This window comes from Paraburkholderia sp. RL17-337-BIB-A (assembly GCF_046025895.1).
GTDB classification, from domain to species: domain Bacteria; phylum Pseudomonadota; class Gammaproteobacteria; order Burkholderiales; family Burkholderiaceae; genus Paraburkholderia; species Paraburkholderia fungorum_C.
This window is the reverse complement of record NZ_JARESY010000002.1, coordinates 1,325,379-1,345,754: the sequence shown is the minus strand read 5'-3', so window position 1 is coordinate 1,345,754 and position 20,376 is coordinate 1,325,379. Positions and strand designations below refer to the sequence as shown.

Genomic DNA, 20,376 nt, shown 5'->3' with positions numbered 1-20,376 from the left:
AAAAGACTTCGATCAGCGGTGCGGGTTCGCCAAGCATAGCAGGCGCGCCGACCGGCCTCAGATAGGGGCGAGGTCACATCAAAGGTCCAGTAGCAAGTGCCCGGCGCTCCCCGCCTCGGCTTGCGCCGGCACCGCGCAACAAATCAGCGCTTCGTCGTTTGCGACCTTGAACTCGGGCGCGACGGGATAAGCCACCGCCCCTTCCACGATGCGGGTGCGGCAAGTCCCGCAACTCCCGCCACGGCAACCGTACGCCGGCGCCAGCCCGCGCGACTCGGCCAGCTCCAGCAACGAACCACCCCCTGGATTCCAACGCGCTTCCTTGCCGGACTTCACAAATGCAACCGGTGTCGGCTTATCTGCCGGCAAATGCACGGGGCCCGCGTCGCCGCCGGCGTCCGTCTGACGCTGCAAGCCCGCGGGTCCGAACGCTTCGGCGTGAATCCGGCTGTCGGCAATATTCAGCTTGCGCAGTCCGTCGTATAGCGACTGCATGAACCCCGCCGGTCCGCATAGATAAAAGTCGTAGTCGTTGAACGGCAGTTTTTCGCTCAGAAGCTTGATATCGAGCCGGCCGGCAGCATCGAAATCCTTGCCCATTTGCGCGCCCTCGCTATCGGTCAGCGTGCGCACCACGTGCACCGCGCCATTGGCCTGCGCCGCCAGTTCGTCTATTTCTCTCGTGAAGGCCCGCTCGGCGAGCGTGCGTGCCGAGTGAAAAAACCACGTCGGACGGACCCGGCGCGTGCGCAAACCTTCGTAGACGATATGCCGCAACATCGCCAGCATGGGCGTCACGCCGACACCCGCGGCAAGCAGCACCGCCGGCCGGCGTTCGGCGGCGTCGACGGTGAATTGGCCGGCAGGCGCGCGCGCCTCGATGACACTGCCCACCTGCAGCGCTGCGTGCAGATGCGAGGAAAGCAGGCCCTGGCGCTTGACGCTGATCCGCCACAACCGGTCCGCCGGCGCCGTCGACAGCGTGTAGGTCCGGATCGTTGGTTTCGCGCATCCGGGCAACGTGACGCGGATCGGCAGATGCTGCCCCGCCGCATGCGGGATGAGCCCGGCGCCATCGAGCGGTTCAAGATGAAACGAACGGATCACCGAGCTTTCGTCGACGATCTTCGTGACCTTGAAGGGCCGCCAGGTATCGGCCAGCGCTTGCGCGCTCATGCGGCTCGCCACCTCGTCCCAGTTCCCCGTCATCAACGCGTTCGGCGACCAGCCGTTGGCGCGAAACGTCCAGCGCAGCGGCAATGCGCCCGCGCGGTAAACGATCCGGCGCGGTCTGAAACGCCACAGACGCTCGGCACCCTGAAACGCGGCGATCTCGGGTGAGTCGAGATCGACTTGCGCTTCCCCCGTGAGTTGCAACAGATCGCCGCTTTCGAAGTCGGCGAAGACGAGCCCCGCTCGCGGATTAATAAGGAAGTTGCCCAGTGTCGCGAAAAACAGGTTGCCCGCGAAGTCCGGAATCGTCAGCACGCCATCTTCGCCGAGGCGCACGAACCCGGCTTTGCCACCCCGGTGCGAGACGTCGACCTGCCGGCCGGCGGGGTCGTCGACATAGGAGGCCACGAAGAACGTATCGGCGGTATTGATCATCGCGCGCGCCCGTTCGGACAGGTGTTCGAGTTGCACCGGCTCGACGGGCGACGGGCTCGCCGGATCACGAACGAACTCGGCGTCGCGCAGCTGGATGTATTGGGGGCAGTTGCCGAAACTCTGCGCCACCTCGACGTTGAAACCCACCCCGGTGCTATGACTCACCACGCCATTCAGGCGATTACGCCGGCGCGTATGCAACTCAATGCCTAGCAAGCCGACCGCCTCGCCATCGTCCAGACCGGCGGAGGCGGGATCGTGCGGGTCCCGCACCAGCTCCACCCGCAGCGTGTGCTCGGTGGGGGCGTGCAGAAATCCGGGCGTACCGGCAACCAGCGTGGCCCACACGTCGCCGTCGTGATCCACCGCGCCGAGCGCGACAAACGGAAGCTGCGGGAAAAACGTCCGATGCTGATCCGGCATGAAGCGGCGCAGCACCCGTCGCCCGACATCCTCCATCCGCTCAGCGACCCCCACTGCACGTTGCAGCTTCAGTTCGCCCGCATGCCAGGGCGAACGCGCGTTGTCTGTCGAAGTTGGGCTCACGGCGGAACTCCTGTCCGGATGAGGATCAAGCGAAAAATCGGAGAAACGGCCCCAGTTACGCCGCGAGGCCCACGGGGGTTTTCCGGAACTCGACAAAACCAGGCAACGCTTCGATGCGCCGCAGCCACGCATTGACGTTCGCGTAACCGGAAAGATCGACATTCCCCTCCGGCGCACGCGCGATGTAGCTATACAGCGCGACGTCCGCGATGGTCGGATGAGCGCCGACAATAAACTCGCGTCCGCTCAATTCCTGGTCGACGATGCCGAGAATGCCGTGGGCACGGCCAATCACTTCCTCCGCATTGCGAGCCGCGCCGAACACCGTGATCAGGCGCGCCGCCGCCGGCCCGTGGGCGATTTCCCCCGCGGCCGCCGAGAGCCAGCGCTGGATCGCCGCTTGCCCGGCCGGCGTCTGCGGCAGCCAATCCGTCTGCTTCAGCTTGCCGGCGAGATACACGAGAATCGCGTTCGAGTCCGGCACCACGGTAGCGCCGTCGACCAGCACGGGGACCTGGCCGAAACGGTTCAGTTTGAGAAATTCGGGTGACTTGTGCGCGCCCTTCATCAGATCGACCTCGATGAGTTCATGTTCGACGCCGAGCAACGACAGGAACAGGCGGGCGCGATGCGAGTGACCGGACAGCGCGTGGTAATAGAGCTTCATGGCGAACTTCCTTGGTTGGCGGTGTGGCTGGGAAATCCGAACCACTGGGAGGAAGTCTAGGGAGGCCATCCACTTTCCAGAATACGTCGCGAGGTCAAATCACTATTCTCGTAACGAGAACAGTGCTGGCGCCCTGATCCGTACCCGGCCGGGCACTGCGGTTTCTTGCGCCCAATGCCGGTTTTCCAACATACTGAAAGCTTACGGCCGCTCATCCTGATGACTCGGGAAGGCGGCAGGAGATGGCTATGTCGGTATATGTCGATGAAGGATTCAGGCCCTGTGTCACGGAATGCGCGACCGTCGCATTCCGAGTCTGTTTTGACGATCGGGTGACGGTCTTCGAGGTCAGCGCCGAGGCACTGATGACCTATTGCGGCGCCGCGAGCAAACGGCGCAGCGACCTCCTCGTCGCGTTCGAAGGCGCGCAGATGGAGATCCTCAAGGTGGTGGAATGCAAATGGCCGTTCAAGCAGAGCGAGCCCGTGCGATTAGGGCTCGACGAATTCCGAATGGTCAGACAGTAGGTATGACAGAATCGCGTCATGACCTGGATCGCCGCCCTGCCGATGTACAACGTGACGCCCGCGCTCGCCAGCGCGTGGCGCGAGTGGCTGAACGAGGTCTTGCGCATGGCGAAGCCGGCGTGCCGCATCGTCGAGCCCGACGAGGAATTGCATGGCTTCTGGCGGCGCCCTAACGTCCTGCTCTCGCAAACCTGCGGCTATCCCTTGATGCACGGTTTACACGAGCAGGTGCAGGTGATCGCCACGCCGCGATTCGATGCGCCGGGCTGCGACGGCGCGGATTATTCGAGTGTGCTGGTCACAAGGGCCCAGGCGCCGTTCGACTCGCTTGCGGCGTGCCGTGGCGGCCGTGCCGCCTACAATCAGGACGATTCGAACAGCGGCATGAATGTGTTTCGCCACGCAGTGGCGCCGCTTGCGCGCGACCGCGCGTTTTTCAGCGCGGTCCTGCGCACCGGTTCGCATCTTGGATCGTTGCGGGCGGTGGTCGACGATCGCGCGGACGTCGCCGCCATCGACTGTGTGACGTTCGCGTTTGTCTGCGATGAATTGCCGGAACTGGCGCGAAAGGTTCGGCAGATCGGCGTGACGGCGGCGTCGCCGGGTTTGCCTTTGATCGCCTCCAATAACGTGCCGCACGCGACCATCGAAACGCTGCGCGAGGCACTGAACGAAGCGCACCTGGCACAGCCCGAACGCGCGAAACGCCTGCGTTTGAAGGGCTTTTCCGCGTTGCCGCTCACTGAGTACGAACGGATCGAGCGACTCGAAAACGAAGCGCGGGCGTTAGGCTATGCGCGCCTTGTTTGAGTCTTGCTTAGGTCTCGTTTGAGTCTCGCTTAGGCGTCGCTTAGCCCTCGTTCCGTCTCGTTCAGGTTTCATTCAGGTTTCGTCTGGACCTCGTTTACGGTTCGTTTGAACCTCGCACTCGCACTTAGCCCACATCCAGCACGAGCAGCTGCGCCCCATCGGCGACCTGATCGCCGACTGCATACAGCACTTCCGACACCGTGCCGGCCGCCGGTGCGCCGATCGTGTGCTCCATCTTCATCGCTTCCATCACGATCAGCGGCGTGCCCTTCTCCACTACCGTGCCCGGTTCGACCAGCACCGCGATCACCTTGCCCGGCATCGGCGCGGTCAAACGGCCTTCGCCGCCTTCGGCATCCGCGGCATGCGCGAGCAGGTTTTGCCACTCGAACGCCAGCGCCTCGCCGAGACAGAACACGTGGAACGTATCGCCGTCGATGAAAACGCGGCCTGTTACCCGCGCATCGCCGATCGTCGCACGGTATTCGTGCCGGTCCGTGCCGTCCGACCAGGTGAAGCCATCACGCACGCCGTCATGCTCGAGCGTTTGCGTGCCGCCGTCACGGGCGAACGTGACGGTGAAGGTGCTTTCGTGGTCGCTGTTGTCGTCGACAGTGCGCCAGCCGAGCGTCTGCGTATAGCCGCTGTTCAGACGCCAGTGCGATAGCGCGTCCCACGGCGACGCGCCGTGCGCGGTGCCGCCTTCGCGCGTCAGCAACGCGGCGCAGGCGAGCGCCAGCGCTTCCTTGAAGGGCTTCTTCACCGGCGCGAACAAGGCATCGTGATGACGCTCGATCAAACCCGTATCGAGATCGCCGCTCGCGAATGGCTCGCTCGTGACGATGCGTTGCAGGAACTCGACGTTGGTGTGCGGACCCACCACTTCGCAGGCACGCAGCGCGCGATTCAGACGCGCCAGCGCCTCTTCACGCGTCGCGCCGTGGACGATCAGCTTGGCGATCATTGGATCGTAGAAGGGCGTGATGGTGTCGCCTTCGCGCACGCCGCTGTCGATGCGTACCGGCGCTTTGCTGCCCTCGCCCAGGCCGGCCGCGCCGACGGTGAATTCGACGCCTTCCGGCATGCGCAGATGCTTCAACGTCCCAGTGGACGGCAGGAAGCCGCGTGCCGGATGCTCGGCGTAAATGCGCGCTTCAATCGCGTGGCCGTCGATTTTCAGCTGTTGCTGCGTGAGCGGCAGCGGTTCGTCCGCGGCGACGCGCAGTTGCCATTCCACCAGGTCCTGCCCGGTCACCATTTCCGTGACCGGATGCTCGACCTGCAGGCGCGTGTTCATCTCCATGAAGTAGAAATCGCCCGTGGCGGTCATGATGAACTCGACCGTGCCCGCGCCGACATAATTCACCGCACGCGCGGCGGCCACGGCCGCTTCCCCCATCTCGCGCTTGATCTCCACGGACAACCCCGGCGCCGGCGCTTCTTCCAGCACTTTCTGGTGACGCCGCTGCACCGAGCAGTCGCGGTCGAACAGATACACCGCACCGCCGTGACGGTCCGCGAACACCTGCACTTCCACGTGACGTGGCCGCGTCAGATACTTTTCGATCAGCACGCGGTCATTGCCGAAGCTGCTCGCCGCTTCGCGTTTGCACGACGCCAGGGCCGCCGCGAAGTCTTCCGTGCGCTCGACCACGCGCATACCTTTGCCGCCGCCGCCCGCGCTCGCCTTCAGCAAGACCGGATAGTCGATCGCATCCGCTTCGCGATGCAGCAACTGCGGATCCTGATCGTCGCCGTGATAACCCGGCACGAGCGGCACCGCGGCCGCATGCATCAGCGCCTTCGCGGCCGCCTTCGAACCCATTGCGGCGATCGCCTCGACCGGCGGTCCGATGAAGACGATGCCGGCCGCTTCGCAAGCATGCGCGAAGTCTTCGTTTTCCGACAGGAAGCCGTAGCCCGGATGCACTGCTTGCGCACCGGTGGCGCGCGCGGCTTCGATAATGCGCTCGACACGCAGATAGCTTTCTGCCGCGGTCGAGCCGCCGATATGCACTGCCTCGTCGCACGCGGCCACGTGTTTCGCGTTGGCATCCGCGTCGGAATACACGGCCACGCTCGCGATACCGAGCCGCTTGCAGGTCGCGGCGACGCGGCACGCAATCTCGCCGCGGTTCGCAATCAGGATCTTGTTGAACATGAGGTGTCTCGGTGATTGTCCCGTTCGGGGCTGTGTTGTTCTGGTCAAGGCGCGCATGCGCCCTGGAATGGATGCCTGCGTGGCACTTCAATTGAAGCTTCAATTGAAGCGTCAATCGCGCCAGGACGGTGTGCGTTTTTCGAGGAACGATGCGACGCCTTCACGGCCTTCCGCACCCGCGCGCGTGCGCGCGATGCGCGCCGCCGTGTCCTCGATCATGGCTTCGTTCAGTTCGTGGCCGGCGATGTCCTGCACGAGTTGCTTGCAGGCACGCACCGCTTGCGGGCCGTTCGCGCAAAGCGTTTCAGCGATCTGCTGCACGGTGGCGTCGAGTTGCTCCGCGCTCACCGCTTCACTGACGAGGCCGAGGCGCAACGCCGTCGCGCAATCGAACTGCTCGGCGCTCGTGAAGTAGCGGCGCGACGCCTGCTCGCCCAACGCGCGGATCACATAGGGCGCGATGGTGGCCGGGATCAGACCGAGACGCGCTTCCGAGAGGCAAAAACGCGCGCTCTCCACCGCGACGACGATATCGCACGCCGAGATCAAGCCCATGCCGCCCGCGTACGCGTCGCCATTCACGCGCGCGATCACCGGCTTGTTGCAGCGATAGATCGACGCCAGCATGTTCGCCAGCAGCATCGCGTCGGCACGGTTCTCGTCGTCCGAGTAGCCGGCCATCTTCTTCATCCAGTTCAGATCGGCGCCCGCGCAGAACGCCTTGCCGTTCGCGGCCAGCACCACCGCGCGCACGTCGTCGCGCGCGTTCAGGGCCGTGAAGGCCGAGGTCACTTCGGCGATCATCGTTTCGTTGAACGCGTTGCGCACCTCCGGCCGATTCAGCGTGACCGTGGCGATCCGACCAGCAAAAGCGACATTCAGCGTTTCGTATTGCATCGTTGCAGCTCCTCTCGCGTAGCGCTCCGTCACATTCTGAACACGCCGAAGTGCGTGTCTTCGATCGGCGCGTTCATTGTCGCCGAGAGGCCGAGACCGAGCACGTCGCGCGTTTGCGCCGGATCGATCACGCCGTCGTCCCACAAGCGCGCGCTCGCGTAGTACGGGTGGCCCTGATGCTCGTATTGGTCGCGGATCGGTTGCTTGAACGCCTCTTCCTCTTCGGCGCTCCACGAACCGCCGTTGCCTTCGATGCCGTCGCGCTTGACCGTGGCAAGCACTGAGGCCGCCTGTTCGCCGCCCATCACCGAAATGCGTGCATTCGGCCACATCCACAGGAAGCGCGGTGAATACGCGCGGCCACACATGCCGTAGTTGCCCGCGCCGAACGAGCCGCCGATGATCACCGTGAACTTCGGCACTTTCGCCGTGGCTACAGCCGTCACCATCTTCGCGCCGTTACGCGCGATGCCTTCGTTTTCGTACTTGCGGCCGACCATGAAACCGGTGATGTTCTGCAGGAACACGAGCGGAATCTTGCGCTGGCAACACAGTTCGATGAAGTGCGCGCCCTTGAGCGCCGACTCCGAAAACAGAATGCCGTTGTTCGCGATGATGCCGACCGGATGCCCCCAGATATGCGCGAAGCCGCAGACGAGTGTGGTGCCGTAGCGCGCTTTGAATTCGTCGAAAGCGGAATCGTCGACGATGCGCGCGATCACCTCGCGGATATCGAACGGCTTGCGCGTATCGACGGGAATCACCCCGTACATGCTCTTCACGTCGTAGCGCGGCGGCTTCGGCTCCTGCAACGCCACCGGCACCTGCTTCGTACGATTCAGATTGCCGACGATGCTGCGCGCGATCCCCAACGCATGCGCGTCGTTCTGCGCCAGATGATCGACCACGCCAGAGAGCCGCGTATGCACGTCACCGCCGCCGAGGTCTTCCGCGCTCACCACTTCACCGGTTGCGGCTTTGACGAGCGGCGGGCCGCCGAGAAAAATCGTCCCCTGGTTCTTGACGATGATCGATTCATCGCTCATGGCCGGCACATACGCGCCGCCTGCCGTGCACGAACCCATCACGACGGCGATTTGCGGAATGCCTGCCGCGGACAGATTCGCCTGGTTGAAGAAGATACGGCCGAAGTGATCGCGATCGGGGAACACGTCGTCCTGATTCGGCAGATTGGCGCCGCCGGAGTCGACCAGGTACACGCACGGCAGATGGTTTTCCGCGGCGATTTCCTGCGCGCGGACGTGCTTCTTCACGGTGACGGGATAGTAGGTGCCGCCTTTGACCGTCGCGTCATTGCAGACGATCACGCACTCCTGCCCCGCGATGCGGCCAATGCCGGTGATCACGCCCGCGCCGGGCGCATCGTTGTGATACATGCCATAGGCCGCAAGTTGCGAGAACTCGAGAAACGGCGTGCCCGGATCGAGCAGTTTCTCGATGCGATCGCGCGGCAGCAGCTTGCCGCGGCCCGTGTGTTTGTCGCGCGCCGCCTGGCCGCCGCCTAGCGCGAGTTTTTCGACCTTCGCGCGAAGATCGGCGACCAGCGCTTCGAGCGCCGCCGCATTGGTGCGGAAGTCGTCCGAGCGCGGATTCAGCTTTGATTCGATGATCGGCATTGTGTGGCTTGTCCTTTGTCGATCGGAGTTAGTGCTTTAGCACTTACTCCGATCCCATGCAGAGCTGTCGATCGGAGTTAGTGCTTTAGCACTTACTCCGATCCCATGCAAAGCTGTCGATCGGAGTTAGCGCTTTAGCGCTTACTCCGGTCCCATGCAGAGCTGTCGATCGGAGTTGGCGCTTTAGCATTTACTCCAGTCCCATGCAGAGCACTCTGGTCCCATGCAACGTGGTTGCTCTCGCCGCTTCTTGTAGGCCTGCGTTGCAGTACTCTGGCTCAGGCCGTCTCAGCGAACAATTCGCGGCCAATCAGCATGCGGCGGATTTCGCTGGTACCCGCGCCAATTTCATAGAGCTTCGCATCTCGCCACAAACGGCCGACCGGATACTCGTTGATATAGCCGTTACCGCCGAGAATCTGGATCGCCTCGCCGGCCATCCACGTCGCTTTTTCGGCGGTGTAGAGAATTACGCCCGCGCAGTCCTTACGCACCTGGCGCACGTGTTGCGTGCCGAGCGTATCGAGTTGCCGGCCCACTGCGTAGAGATACGCGCGACACGCTTGCAGCGTGGTGTACAAATCGGCGACCTTGCCTTGAATCAGCTGGAATTCACCGATCGACTGACCGAACTGCTTGCGGTCGTGGATATACGGCACGACTGCGTCCATGACCGCGACCATGATGCCGGTCGGGCCGCCGGCGAGCACGGCGCGTTCGTAATCGAGGCCGCTCATCAGCACCTTGGCGCCGCCGTTCAGCTGGCCGAGAATATTTTCTTCCGGCACTTCCACGTTTTCGAACACCAGTTCACCGGTATGTGAACCGCGCATGCCAAGCTTGTCGAGCTTCTGCGCGACCGAGAAACCCTTCATGCCCTTCTCGACGATAAACGCCGTGATGCCGCGCGAATTCGCTTCGGGATCGGTTTTTGCGTAGACCACCAGCGTGTCGCAATCCGGGCCGTTGGTGATCCACATTTTCGTGCCGTTCAGCACATAGTGATCGCCCTTCTTGTCCGCACGCAGTTTCATGCTGACGACGTCCGAGCCCGCGTTCGGCTCGCTCATGGCGAGTGCGCCGATGTGTTCACCCGAGACCAGCTTGGGCAGATATTTTTCCTTTTGCGCAGCCGTGCCGTTGCGATGAATCTGGTTGACGCACAGATTCGAGTGGGCGCCGTACGAGAGACCGACCGATGCCGAGGCGCGCGAGATTTCTTCCATCGCGATCATGTGGGCCGTGTAGCCCATATTCGCGCCGCCGTATTCCTCCGAGACCGTCATACCCAGCACGCCCAGATCGCCGAACTTGCGCCACAGGTCCATGGGGAACTGATCCGAGCGATCGATTTCCGCGGCACGCGGGGCGATTTCTTTCGCAGCGAAGCCAGCGATGCTGTCACGCAGCATTTCGATTTCTTCGCCGAGCGGGAATTGCAAACCGGGCAGGTTGCTCATTGCTGTGTCTCCAGAGTTCGTTGGCGGACCGGGTCAGCCTGGGTGGGCGCCGGCCCGTCTGAGTGCGGCTCAGCGGACGACGGTGGCCTTGTGGGCCGCCCTCCTCGTCCCGCACGAGGCGCGAAACGTTCAAGGCGCATTTCACGCCAGATTTACGTAAGCGTCAATAGGTATTTTTGAGTGTCACTCAGAAACCGGTTGGCACGTGTCTGGAGCCGCTATACAGTGATGGGATCGGTATGATCGAGGCGATTGGCCTCACAAATCTGAACTGGACTCATATGACGGTTGCCATGAAGGCTGAGTTACCTGCCTCGCGCCGCGAGCCGGCTGGGCGCAAGTCACAGCAGCGCGTGAGGGAGATCTTGCAGGCGGGCCGCGACGTGTTCGCCGAAAAGGGTTACGAGCGCGCGACGACGGCGGAGATTGCGCAGCGCCTGGGCATTTCCGAGGCGACCGTGTTCAGTTATTTTCGCGGCAAGCGCGAGTTGTGCGCGCGGGTGATCGGTGACTGGTACGACGAGATCATTGAAGCGATCGAGTCCGGGTTGCCGCGAGATGGCAATGTGCGGCAGCAGTTTGCTTTTATTGTTCGCACGCATTTGCGGTTGATGCTGGTTAATGGCACTGACCTGTGTGCTTTGGTGTTGTCGGAGGGCCGGGCTCGGCATCATGAGTTGAGTGAGGCGCTGACTGAGTTGCAGCGGCGGTACACGGCGCCGCTAATGCGGGTGTTGGCGCGGGGCCAGGAGACGGGGCAGATTCGGGGTGATATGCCATTGAGGTTGCTACGGTCGATGGTGTTCGGGCCGATGGAACATGTGCTTTGGGATGCGACGCTGGCTAATCGGCATATCGATATCGACGCTACCGCGGATCAGTTGATTGATGTTTTGTGGGCTGCGCTGATGCCGCCGGATTTGGCGGTTAATGCTTTGCAGCAGTTTAGAGTTGAGGTTGCTGAGGCGAACCGGCGGTTTGAGGAGGCGGCAGGTGGGGCAGGTGGGGCGCCTGGCGGCGAGTAGTGGTTTTGGTTTTTTTTCTTGCTCGGCGTCTGTTGTCTGTTTCTACGGTGTTGGGCTTTTCTCTCGTTTTTTGCCTGCTCGGCGCGTTTTGGTTGTTCGCCTGTGAGGTTGGACTTTCCTTGATCTGACTCTTTGGGCTTTCCTTGATCTGACTCTTTGGGCTTTCCTTGATCTGACTCTTTGGGCTTTCCTTGGTCTGACTCTTTGGCCTTTCCTTGAATTGATATTGGTCTATTAGCGTTGCCCCTGTGCGGGGCGGCACTTACTTTCTTTGCCGCCGCAAAGAAAGATAAGCAAAGAAAGCGGCTCACCCCGCTAGCGCATAAGCGGGGCCCTCGCACAGTTACGGTAGTGGTGCATCTGGAATCTGTGTTCTCGCACATTCCGCGTTGGTGACAAAGGGCTCATACTTCCCGCCTCGCACTGCGTGCTCGCCGGAAGGGTTCATCGAGTTCTCGGCTTCCTTGGCGCGTGATGGGAATCAGCGGCTTCGCTCCGGACCCGTGGCAGTCATCTTCTTCTCTTCGCAACGCCGTCGTACTTCCGGCAGCGCTGCGCGCGCCGAAGGGTACCTCACAAACCGATCGCCGCGCTTTCACACGCGCGTTTATGCTCAGTACCGTGACTCGCATCGAATCGTCACGGCGTTGCTACCGTTAGCGCGAATGTCGTCTCCGCAGCCGCGATGTGCCCGTTTCGTTTGGTTCGTGTTTCCACGTCATTCTTTGCCACGTTCATTCGCTTGCGGCTTTGTCACCAAGTTATTTAGCGTCTCGCCGAGGCGAAGCCGATGGCCCCCGCCGCGCCAAACGGAGCCACTGGTTTGCATGATCGCCCTTCCGGCGAGCACGCCCGTGCGAGGCGGGAAGTATGACTGCCTGGTCACTCGCGTCGAATGTGCGAGGGCACGGATTCCAGATGCACCACTACCGCGACTGTGCGAGGAACCCGCTTAAGAATTGGCGGTTTGAGCCGCTTTCTCTTGCTTACTTCTCTTTGCGGCGGCAAAGAGAAGTAAGTGCCGCCCCGCACAGGGGCAACGCTAATAGACCAATACCAAATCAAGGAAAGGCCAACACCGCAAGGCAACAGACAAACAAGCGCCACGCGGGCAAACAGATCAAGAAAAGCCCAACACCATAAAAGCACAGACAAAAAGCGCCGCGCAGGCAAAAAAACCAAACCATCCAAATACGCTAATCTACCCTCCTCGGCGAAGCCACCAAAAGAGACCTCAAAATGCCATCAACAAAACCCGGCAAAATCCGCATCGGCATAGGCGGCTGGACCTACGCCCCCTGGCGGGGCACCTTCTACCCCTCAGACCTGACCCAAACCCGCGAACTCGAATACGCGAGCCAAAACCTCACATCGATCGAAATCAACGGCACTTTCTACGGCTTGCAAAAACCCGCCAGCTACGAAAAGTGGTATCAGGAAACCCCGGAAGATTTCGTCTTCTCCCTAAAAGCCCCCCGCTACGCAACAAATAGAAAAATCCTGGCGGACGCCAACGAAACCATCGAACGCTTCTTCGCCAGCGGCGTACTGCTGCTAAAACAGAAGCTCGGCCCGATCAACTGGCAATTCGCACCCACCAAAAAGTTCGACCCAGAAGACTTCGAGGCCTTTCTGAAACTGCTGCCCGCGAGCATAGAAGGCCAAAAGCTAAGACACGCAATCGAAGTCCGCAACGACACCTTCAAGACCCCCGAATTCATCGCGCTAGCCAGAAAATACAAAGTCGCCATCGTACTGGCAGCCGACAGCGACTACCCGCAAATCGCCGACATCACCGCGCCATTCGTCTACGCCCGCATCATGGGCACCAGCGACAAACAGGCCAAAGGCTATTCGACCAAAGCCCTCGACAGTTGGGCCGAACGCGCCCGCCAACTTGCCGTCGGCACGACACCGGACGAGCTGGAAACCTCGGCCGCGCCCCCCGCGAAAACCACGGCGCGCGACGTCTATCTCTATGTCATCAGCGGCTTCAAGGAACGCAATCCGGCTGCCGCCATGGCGCTGATCAAACGCCTCGAATAACGGTCATCCCGCCCGCACGCGCGAGTGTCATAATCCCGGCAGCTAACCAGCACACCAACGCACCGACACTCACGCATTCAAGCGGTGAGGCCACCTCAACATCCAAGGTCCGGGAGAATATTTTGAGCGCCATCGACAATCCTTTGCACGATCAGGAGGTCGGCTCGGCCGACGCCACCCAGGACACCACGCGCATCGACGACGTTCGTATCGGCGCGGTACGTCCGCTGATTTCCCCCGCCCTGCTGCAGGACGAATTACCCGTGCCGCCCGCGGTGCAGACGCTCGTCGAGAAAACCCGCGCGGAAATCGCCGACATTCTGCACGGCCGCGACGACCGGCTCGTGTTGATCGTCGGCCCGTGTTCGATCCACGACCACGACCAGGCAATCGAATACGCACGCAAGCTCAAGGTCGCGGCGCAGACCTACAAGGACGATCTGCTGATCGTCATGCGCGTGTACTTCGAGAAGCCGCGCACCACGGTCGGCTGGAAAGGCTATATCAACGACCCGCGTCTCGACGGCAGCTTCCACATCAACGAGGGCTTGCGTCTCGCACGGCAACTGCTGCTCGACATCAACGGTCTCGGCCTGCCCACGGCCACCGAATTTCTCGACTTGCTCAGTCCGCAATACATCGCGGATCTGATCGCGTGGGGGGCGATCGGCGCGCGCACGACGGAGAGCCAGAGTCACCGGCAGCTTGCATCGGGGCTGAGCTGCCCGATCGGCTTCAAGAACGGCACGGACGGCGGTGTGCAAATCGCCGCGGACGCGATCGTCGCGGCGCGCGCGAGCCATGCGTTCATGGGGATGACCAAGATGGGTATGGCGGCGATCTTCGAGACGCGCGGCAATGACGATGCACATGTCATCTTGCGTGGCGGCAAACAAGGTCCGAACTACGACAGCGCATCCGTCGCAGCAACCTGCGCGGCGCTCAAATCGGCCGGACTGCGCGAGCAGGTCATGATCGACTGTTCACATGCGAACTCAGGCAAATCGCATTTGCGTCAACTGGAGGTGGTGCAGGATCTGGCGCAGCAACTGTCGCAGCGCGAGCGCCGCATTATCGGCGTCATGCTCGAAAGTCACCTGGAAGAAGGCCGTCAGGATCTGAAGGCCGGTGTGCCGCTGCGTTACGGCGTATCGATTACGGACGCCTGCGTGAGCTGGGCGCAAACCGAACCGGTGCTGGAAACGCTGGCCGCAGCGACGCGGAAACGACGCGCAGGCTGAACTCGCCAACGCGGCCTGCACGAGCTCGCGCAACCAACAACCGAAATCAACGGCCGGCAGGCGAGCGTGCATGACGCAAAAGCAGAAGCAGAAGCAAACAACGGCGGCATAAACGCCAACGCGCATTAACGCACGCCACACGCGCCGCACCAACCATCGATCAAACATCCTTACGAGGGTTGGGCAGCGCGCGATTCCTCACACCCGATGCATCCGGCGCCGCGCGCATCAACTGCGCGCGTGGATGCTCCGGCGCGAGGCGCGTTGCATTACGACGCGTTGACGGCTTCCTTGAACGCCTTGCCGGCGGTGAACTTCACCGTCTTGGCAGCAGCGATCTGGATCTCGGCACCGGTCGACGGATTGCGGCCCACGCGAGCTGCGCGCGCGCCAGTCGAGAAAGAACCGAAACCGACCAGTTGCACCGTATCACCACCCACCACGGCTTTCGTCACCGCTTCGACGATAGCGTCGATGGTTTGGCCGGTGGCCGCTTTGCTTTCACCCGTCGCTGCGGCGACTGCATCAATCAGTTCCTGTTTGTTCATAGCACTTCCCGTATGGTAATCATGGAACCGGCGCCACATCTGTTGCGCCGGGACCGACACACTAACGCATAGGCGCGTATTCGCGCAAACCTTGGGTGTAAGCCTTGTATCACCCGCCCAGCGGCAATTTGACGTTTTTTTGTGCCAAAGTGCCATAAGAATCGCGCGCTTACGCGTTTCTCGTGCATTACGGCGCTGCGCGGCGTATCACAATCCGTTGCAATTTCAGTGTGTTAGCGGCGGCAAACCGGTTGCTGTCAGGCTTTTTTACTATGTTATGGTGGATCGGAAAATTCGTAATTCACCTTTGCGCCGCGCTCAGCAATTAAAGAATTCACCGAACATAAAACAATGAAAATTCTCCATATTGCAACATGCGGCATGCTCTTCGCGTGGTGTTGCGCAGCCACGGCGGCGGACGACACGCCTTGCGCGACGCTGATCGGCACGGCGAACCCGACCACTTCGCAGAGCTTTCAGATGCGCGACGGCGAACCGGTCGACCTCGTCAGCGGCGCGAAAACCGTACACGGAAAGCTGCTGGTTTTCGGCGACGGCGGCGTCTATCGCGCTTACTGGCAACCGGAAAACAGCTCGGAAAAATATGTGCTGGCCAATGCCGGCGAGAATAGCGTCCGGCTTGTTTCGACACCTCCGCAAGGCACGCCGGCTCAAAACGGCGCACCGGGAACGACCCTCGCACCGCAAAGGGTGCTGTCGTGTCCAGCGCTGTAGCACGGCAGCGCTCGCGGGACGCTGGCGAGCCCACGTAGGACTGTCTCCGTAGGCGAGTCCGAAGAAGCCATCCGCGCTTCCACGTTCCTGACATCACACCGCGCGAAGTTCGACACGGCATAAATGACCTATCGGCAATCCCTCGAAGGGCGTATTTACCGCTCACCCTTCGACGCGCGCTGTATTTTCATCGAAATCGCCTCAAGGTCTCACCGCCGCTGCCGATATAAAGCTGCGCGTACAGCGCAAACGTTACAGGGACGGGGATGGTTCGGTTAGGCAGATTGAGGGAAGCGCTGTCGGTCGCGGAAGGCGACCCAGAGCTCGTGCGTTCGCAACTCCAGGCATTCGGCCGGCAGATCCCGCTGCTTTACTTCATCCTGATGGTGAACACGATGGCCGTGGCCGTCACGCATCTCAGGTCGGCGCCCGCATGGTTGTCCATCTACTTCCCCGCCGCGCTCTGCACGCTGTGCGTCATCCGCTGCGTGCGCTGGTGGCGCGCGCGGCACCGTGTCCTGACGCACGATAAAGCCGTGCCCGAACTGCGCAAGCTGATCTGGCTCGCGGGCATCTTCGGTATCGCCTTCTGCAGTTGGTCACTCTTGCTGTTTCCGTACGGGAGCGCCTACGAGCAGGCCCAGGTCGCGTTTTACATGGCGACGACGTTGGTCGGCTGCGTGTTCTGCCTCATGCATCTGCGAGCGGCCGCCCTGCTTCTGTTGTCCATCGTCATCCTAAGCTTCGCGACGTTTCTGGTTTTCACACACTCGCCTGTTTTCATTGCGATGGCCATCGACATGACGCTGGTGGGTGCCGCACTCGCCTTCATCATCGAACTGTATTACCGGACTTTCGCCGGCGTCGTGCATGCGCAGCGCGAATTGCAGATGAGCCAGCAGAACACGCAACGACTCAGCGACGACAACTTCCGGCTCGCGAGCATCGACAGTCTGACCGACCTGCCCAACCGGCGCAGCTTCTTCGCCTCGCTGCGCGCGCTATCGGAACAGGCGCCCAGTACCGGCGGCGGCTTCAATGTCGGGTTGATCGATCTCGACGGCTTCAAACAGGTCAACGATATCTACGGCCATGCAAGCGGCGACCTCGTGCTGCAGGAGGTCGGCGCGCGGCTGCTGGCGCTCGCCGAGCCCGGCATTTTCTTCGCGCGCCTGGGCGGCGACGAATTCGGCGTGCTGGCCCAGCGCAAACTGGCCAACGAAACGCTCGTCGAGTTGGGTGGGCGCATTTGCGAATCGCTTTGCCAGCCCTATCGGGTGGCCGGCAATGTCGCCGAACTGACAGGCACGATCGGCTGGGCAGCGTTTCCGGAAGCCGGCACGACCGTTCAGCAAGTGTTCGAACGCGCGGACGCCGCCTTGTACGCCGGCAAGGAAAGCCGCCGCGGCACGCCGGTGATCTTCTCGACCGAACATGAGACGCGGATCCGGCGCTCGAGTCTCGTCGCCCAGGAGCTTCGCCACGCGGACCTGGAGTCCGAACTGTTTCTCGAGTTTCAGCCGATTCATGACGTGCTCACGCAACGCATCATCGGCATGGAGGCACTTGGGCGATGGCACAACGCACGGCTGGGCGCAGTCCAGCCGGAGGAATTCATTCGGATTGCCGAGCGTACCGATCTGATTCTGCGTGTCACTGAAGTGCTGCTGCGCAAAGCGCTCGCCGAAGTCTCGCGCTGGCCGTCCGATCTCTATCTGTCGTTCAATCTCTCCGCGATCGATATTTCGACTTCGCCGCGCGCTCGCCGCCTGGTCGATATCGTATCGGGCAGCGGCGTGCCCGCGCATCACGTCAACTTCGAGATCACGGAAACCGCGGTCACGCGCGATTTCGAGCAGGCCCACTGCTCGCTTACGATGATCAAGCAGGCCGGCTGCCGCGTTTCACTCGACGATTTCGGCACCGGTTATTCGAGCCTCAGCTACGTGCATCGCCTGCCCTTCGATACGATCAAGATCGACCGCAGCTTCATGACCGACGTGGATTGCAGTAGCGCGTCGACGAAGATCGTCAAGTCGGTGCTCGATCTGTGCAGAAACCTCGGACTCGAATGCATCGTGGAAGGACTCGAAACGTCATCGCAAGCCGACGTCGTCAAGGCGCTTGGCGCTCGCGCGGTACAGGGCTATCTGTTCGGCCGGCCGATGCGGGCGAGCGCGGTCTCGACCTACTTGCAAACGATGCTCGACGAGCGGCACGTCGTCCAGGCGTAGGCGCTCTCGTCTCATGCCTCTCACGGCACACGAATCAGCGCGGCAGGTCCAGCGCAGCCACGCATGACACACGCGCGTGACGCGAGTGCATGGCTAACCCGGCGTCGCCCCGTATTCCAGTTTCGGATACCAGTCGGTGCCTCGGCCGCCGGGTGTCATGTCGAGCACCGTCCAGATCGGCATCACATCAGGCGCGCCGCGCGGGTCCTGGCCCGGGTCCGCAGTCGACGGCCCCATTTCCTCGGCCCAGAAGTGCCGCACCGTGCCGCCTGAGCGTGTGAACACATTGAAGGCGGGATGATCGTCGCCGTCCGGATCTTCGGCGGCGTAGTCGCGGTTGAAAGTGTTGCCACCCGACGAATACAGCCGCAGATGCCGCCAGCCGCGCTCCTTCTTGAACGCCACGAGCTTCTCGATCGGCGAGCGGCCGATCACCGCAAACGCCACGCGCTGCAATATGTCAGGCATTTCGCCGTCGTAGGCGCTCAAAAGCGAGGTGCACATCGGACAGGGCCGCGCGCGCTGCGGGCCGAACATCCAGTTGTAGGTAACGAGGGTGTCATGCGCGCCGAACATCTCCGCAAGCGTCACCGGGCCCGCTTCGCTCTCGAAGCGATAGTCCTGCGGCACGAGGCCGCCGGGCGGCAGCGCACGGCGCTGAGCAGCCACACGTTCGATATGGCGGCGCAATTCGATTTCCTCACCCAGCAGATCGTTGCGCGCGCTACGATATGCCGCGCTCTCGCCGGGAAAACGGCTAGGCGATTCGGCCAGCAGCCGGGCCGGTTTCAGCGTTTGTGCGGATGGGTCTACGTCAGTCATCAGCCACCTCCTTTTGCGGGAAACGATAAAGGGCGCGATAGCGGCGTGGTGCGGCGCAACCGATTCGCGAGCGCTTTTTTGCCCCTATACAGCCACGACGAACAGCGTGACGGTAAATCGACAGGGCCGGTGGATTTTTTTGAATCGTCCGCAACGGCATTCGAGCGCGTCCTTTTGGTACGCGCTCGACGTGCCGATGTCCCGCGGACGACACGCGTACGAGATGGCGTTGTCCCGCGTACGACACGCGGACGTCCCGTGGACGAAATGCGTACGAGTCACGGCGCCATGCCGACACCGATCGAAACCTCATTGCAAGGTATCCTTCCCCGAAACAGCACGCGCGCATCGGCGCGCTATGACACCGTCACGGCGCCCACTGCGCCGCCTCTGGGGATGCACCATGCCGCTTCGTCTGCCACCCCTGCCCGCGCTGCGCTTCTTCGAGGCCGCCGGCAGACATCAGAGTTTCAAGCTCGCCGCCGCCGAACTGAACGTCACGCCGAGTGCGATCAGTCACGGCATTGTCGGTCTGGAGCAGTCGCTCGGCGTCGAACTGTTCGTACGCGAGCCGCGTGGAATTTCGCTCACGCCAGCAGGTGCCGACTATCTGTCGTACGTATCCGAAGCGTTTTCGCTGATCGCGATCGGCACGCAGCGCCTGCCGAATCACCGCGCGAATCGCCCGATCGCGCTGAGTTGCGCGCCCACGCTCGCCTCGCGCTGGCTGCTGCCGCGCCTCGCCGCTTTTCGCACGCGCTGGCCGGATGCCAACGTCACCGTCGACACGTCGCATCGTCAGGTCGGCTTTCCCGTCGACGGTTTCGATTTCGCGATTCGCCTGAGCCGTGCTCCGGTCGCCGGGACTGCATGGACGCGTCTGTTCGGTGAACAATTGGTGCCGGTGTGCAGCCCTGCTTACCTGGAGAGTCTGCGCGATGCGCACGGCAACCTCGATCTGTGTCGCGCGACGCTCATTCATGTGAACTCGGCGAGCGAGGACTGGCAGGCGTGGTTGGACGGGGTCGCCCTGGACGGTATCGACTTGAACGATGGCTTGCGTGTCGACACGATTCAGCTAGCGTTCGAAGCCGCGAGCATGGGCCTCGGCGTCGCACTCGGCAGACGGCCGCTGGTGGACCGCGATCTCGCCAACGGCGCGCTCGTCGAAGCCTGCTCGCAGACGGTCGCCTCCTCCACGGCCTATTGGCTGGTGTGCGCGCAAAACGGGGATAGCGCGGAGCATCGCCCGGAGCTGTCCGATTTCAAGCGATGGTTGCTCAGCGAGGCTGCGCCATTCGAGAATCTCCGACCGCCGGTAACAAAATCGTGCGACTAGCGCAGATTAGCCATTCCTTGAAGCCGCGCTCACGCGGCTGACAATCTTCCGCGCACAAAAAAGCGTCGTATAT

16 protein-coding genes are annotated in these 20,376 nt (G+C 62.2%); 8 read left to right on the top strand and 8 right to left on the bottom strand.

Annotation, left to right across the window (positions count from 1 at the left end):
• Positions 1-78: 78 nt before the first annotated feature.
• Together P0D84_RS26910 and P0D84_RS26905 are read right to left on the bottom strand one after the other, a co-directional pair.
• Positions 79-2,154: a 2Fe-2S iron-sulfur cluster-binding protein gene (locus P0D84_RS26910; protein WP_408341692.1), complete on the bottom strand. Its 2,076-nt coding sequence runs from the start codon at positions 2,152-2,154 to the stop codon at positions 79-81.
• Positions 2,155-2,209: 55 nt separating this feature from the next.
• Positions 2,210-2,821, bottom strand: a complete 612-nt coding sequence (locus tag P0D84_RS26905) for a glutathione S-transferase family protein (protein WP_408341691.1) — start codon at positions 2,819-2,821, stop codon at positions 2,210-2,212.
• A gap of 248 nt (positions 2,822-3,069) precedes the next feature.
• On the opposite strand from P0D84_RS26905, the gene P0D84_RS26900 reads away from it, so the two are divergent.
• Positions 3,070-3,348, top strand: a complete 279-nt coding sequence (locus tag P0D84_RS26900; protein WP_408341690.1) for a hypothetical protein — start codon at positions 3,070-3,072, stop codon at positions 3,346-3,348.
• 18 nt (positions 3,349-3,366) lie between these two features.
• Positions 3,367-4,158, top strand: a complete 792-nt coding sequence (locus P0D84_RS26895) for a phosphate/phosphite/phosphonate ABC transporter substrate-binding protein (protein WP_408341689.1) — start codon at positions 3,367-3,369, stop codon at positions 4,156-4,158.
• A 124-nt stretch (positions 4,159-4,282) separates the two neighbouring features.
• On the opposite strand, the gene P0D84_RS26890 is transcribed toward P0D84_RS26895, so the two are convergent.
• The 4 genes from P0D84_RS26890 to P0D84_RS26875 all read right to left on the bottom strand — a co-directional run bounded on the left by P0D84_RS26890 (position 4,283) and on the right by P0D84_RS26875 (position 10,313).
• Positions 4,283-6,319, bottom strand: coding sequence for an acetyl/propionyl/methylcrotonyl-CoA carboxylase subunit alpha (locus tag P0D84_RS26890; protein ID WP_408341688.1), 2,037 nt, complete (start codon positions 6,317-6,319; stop codon positions 4,283-4,285).
• Positions 6,320-6,430: 111 nt separating this feature from the next.
• Positions 6,431-7,216, bottom strand: a complete 786-nt coding sequence (locus P0D84_RS26885; protein WP_408341687.1) for an enoyl-CoA hydratase/isomerase family protein — start codon at positions 7,214-7,216, stop codon at positions 6,431-6,433.
• Between the two features lie 29 nt (positions 7,217-7,245).
• Complete coding sequence (locus tag P0D84_RS26880; RefSeq protein WP_408341686.1) at positions 7,246-8,853, bottom strand: carboxyl transferase domain-containing protein; 1,608 nt, start codon at positions 8,851-8,853, stop codon at positions 7,246-7,248.
• 278 nt (positions 8,854-9,131) lie between these two features.
• Positions 9,132-10,313, bottom strand: a complete 1,182-nt coding sequence (locus tag P0D84_RS26875) for an isovaleryl-CoA dehydrogenase (protein ID WP_408341685.1) — start codon at positions 10,311-10,313, stop codon at positions 9,132-9,134.
• A 281-nt stretch (positions 10,314-10,594) separates the two neighbouring features.
• Between P0D84_RS26875 and P0D84_RS26870 the strand changes: the two genes are divergently transcribed.
• The 3 genes from P0D84_RS26870 (at position 10,595) to P0D84_RS26860 (ending at position 14,625) form a co-directional block, all read left to right on the top strand.
• Positions 10,595-11,338: a TetR/AcrR family transcriptional regulator gene (locus tag P0D84_RS26870; protein ID WP_408346022.1), complete on the top strand. Its 744-nt coding sequence runs from the start codon at positions 10,595-10,597 to the stop codon at positions 11,336-11,338.
• A 1,239-nt stretch (positions 11,339-12,577) separates the two neighbouring features.
• Positions 12,578-13,384, top strand: a complete 807-nt coding sequence (locus P0D84_RS26865; protein WP_408341684.1) for a DUF72 domain-containing protein — start codon at positions 12,578-12,580, stop codon at positions 13,382-13,384.
• 122 nt (positions 13,385-13,506) lie between these two features.
• Positions 13,507-14,625 (top strand): 3-deoxy-7-phosphoheptulonate synthase, encoded by a 1,119-nt coding sequence (locus tag P0D84_RS26860; protein ID WP_408341683.1) that lies wholly within the window; start codon positions 13,507-13,509, stop codon positions 14,623-14,625.
• Positions 14,626-14,894: 269 nt separating this feature from the next.
• Here the strand turns inward: P0D84_RS26860 and P0D84_RS26855 are convergent, their stop codons facing one another.
• Complete coding sequence (locus P0D84_RS26855; RefSeq protein ID WP_006049832.1) at positions 14,895-15,173, bottom strand: HU family DNA-binding protein; 279 nt, start codon at positions 15,171-15,173, stop codon at positions 14,895-14,897.
• A gap of 351 nt (positions 15,174-15,524) precedes the next feature.
• On the opposite strand from P0D84_RS26855, the gene P0D84_RS26850 reads away from it, so the two are divergent.
• Positions 15,525-15,908, top strand: a complete 384-nt coding sequence (locus P0D84_RS26850) for a hypothetical protein (RefSeq protein ID WP_408341682.1) — start codon at positions 15,525-15,527, stop codon at positions 15,906-15,908.
• A 266-nt stretch (positions 15,909-16,174) separates the two neighbouring features.
• Positions 16,175-18,142 carry a putative bifunctional diguanylate cyclase/phosphodiesterase gene (locus P0D84_RS26845; RefSeq protein WP_408341681.1) on the top strand — a complete coding sequence of 656 codons (1,968 nt, stop codon included), beginning with the start codon at positions 16,175-16,177 and terminating at the stop codon, positions 18,140-18,142.
• Positions 18,143-18,235: 93 nt separating this feature from the next.
• Here the strand turns inward: P0D84_RS26845 and P0D84_RS26840 are convergent, their stop codons facing one another.
• Positions 18,236-18,964, bottom strand: a complete 729-nt coding sequence (locus tag P0D84_RS26840; protein WP_408341680.1) for a DUF899 family protein — start codon at positions 18,962-18,964, stop codon at positions 18,236-18,238.
• Between the two features lie 403 nt (positions 18,965-19,367).
• On the opposite strand from P0D84_RS26840, the gene P0D84_RS26835 reads away from it, so the two are divergent.
• Positions 19,368-20,303: a LysR substrate-binding domain-containing protein gene (locus P0D84_RS26835; protein WP_408341679.1), complete on the top strand. Its 936-nt coding sequence runs from the start codon at positions 19,368-19,370 to the stop codon at positions 20,301-20,303.
• Positions 20,304-20,376 lie beyond the last annotated feature (73 nt).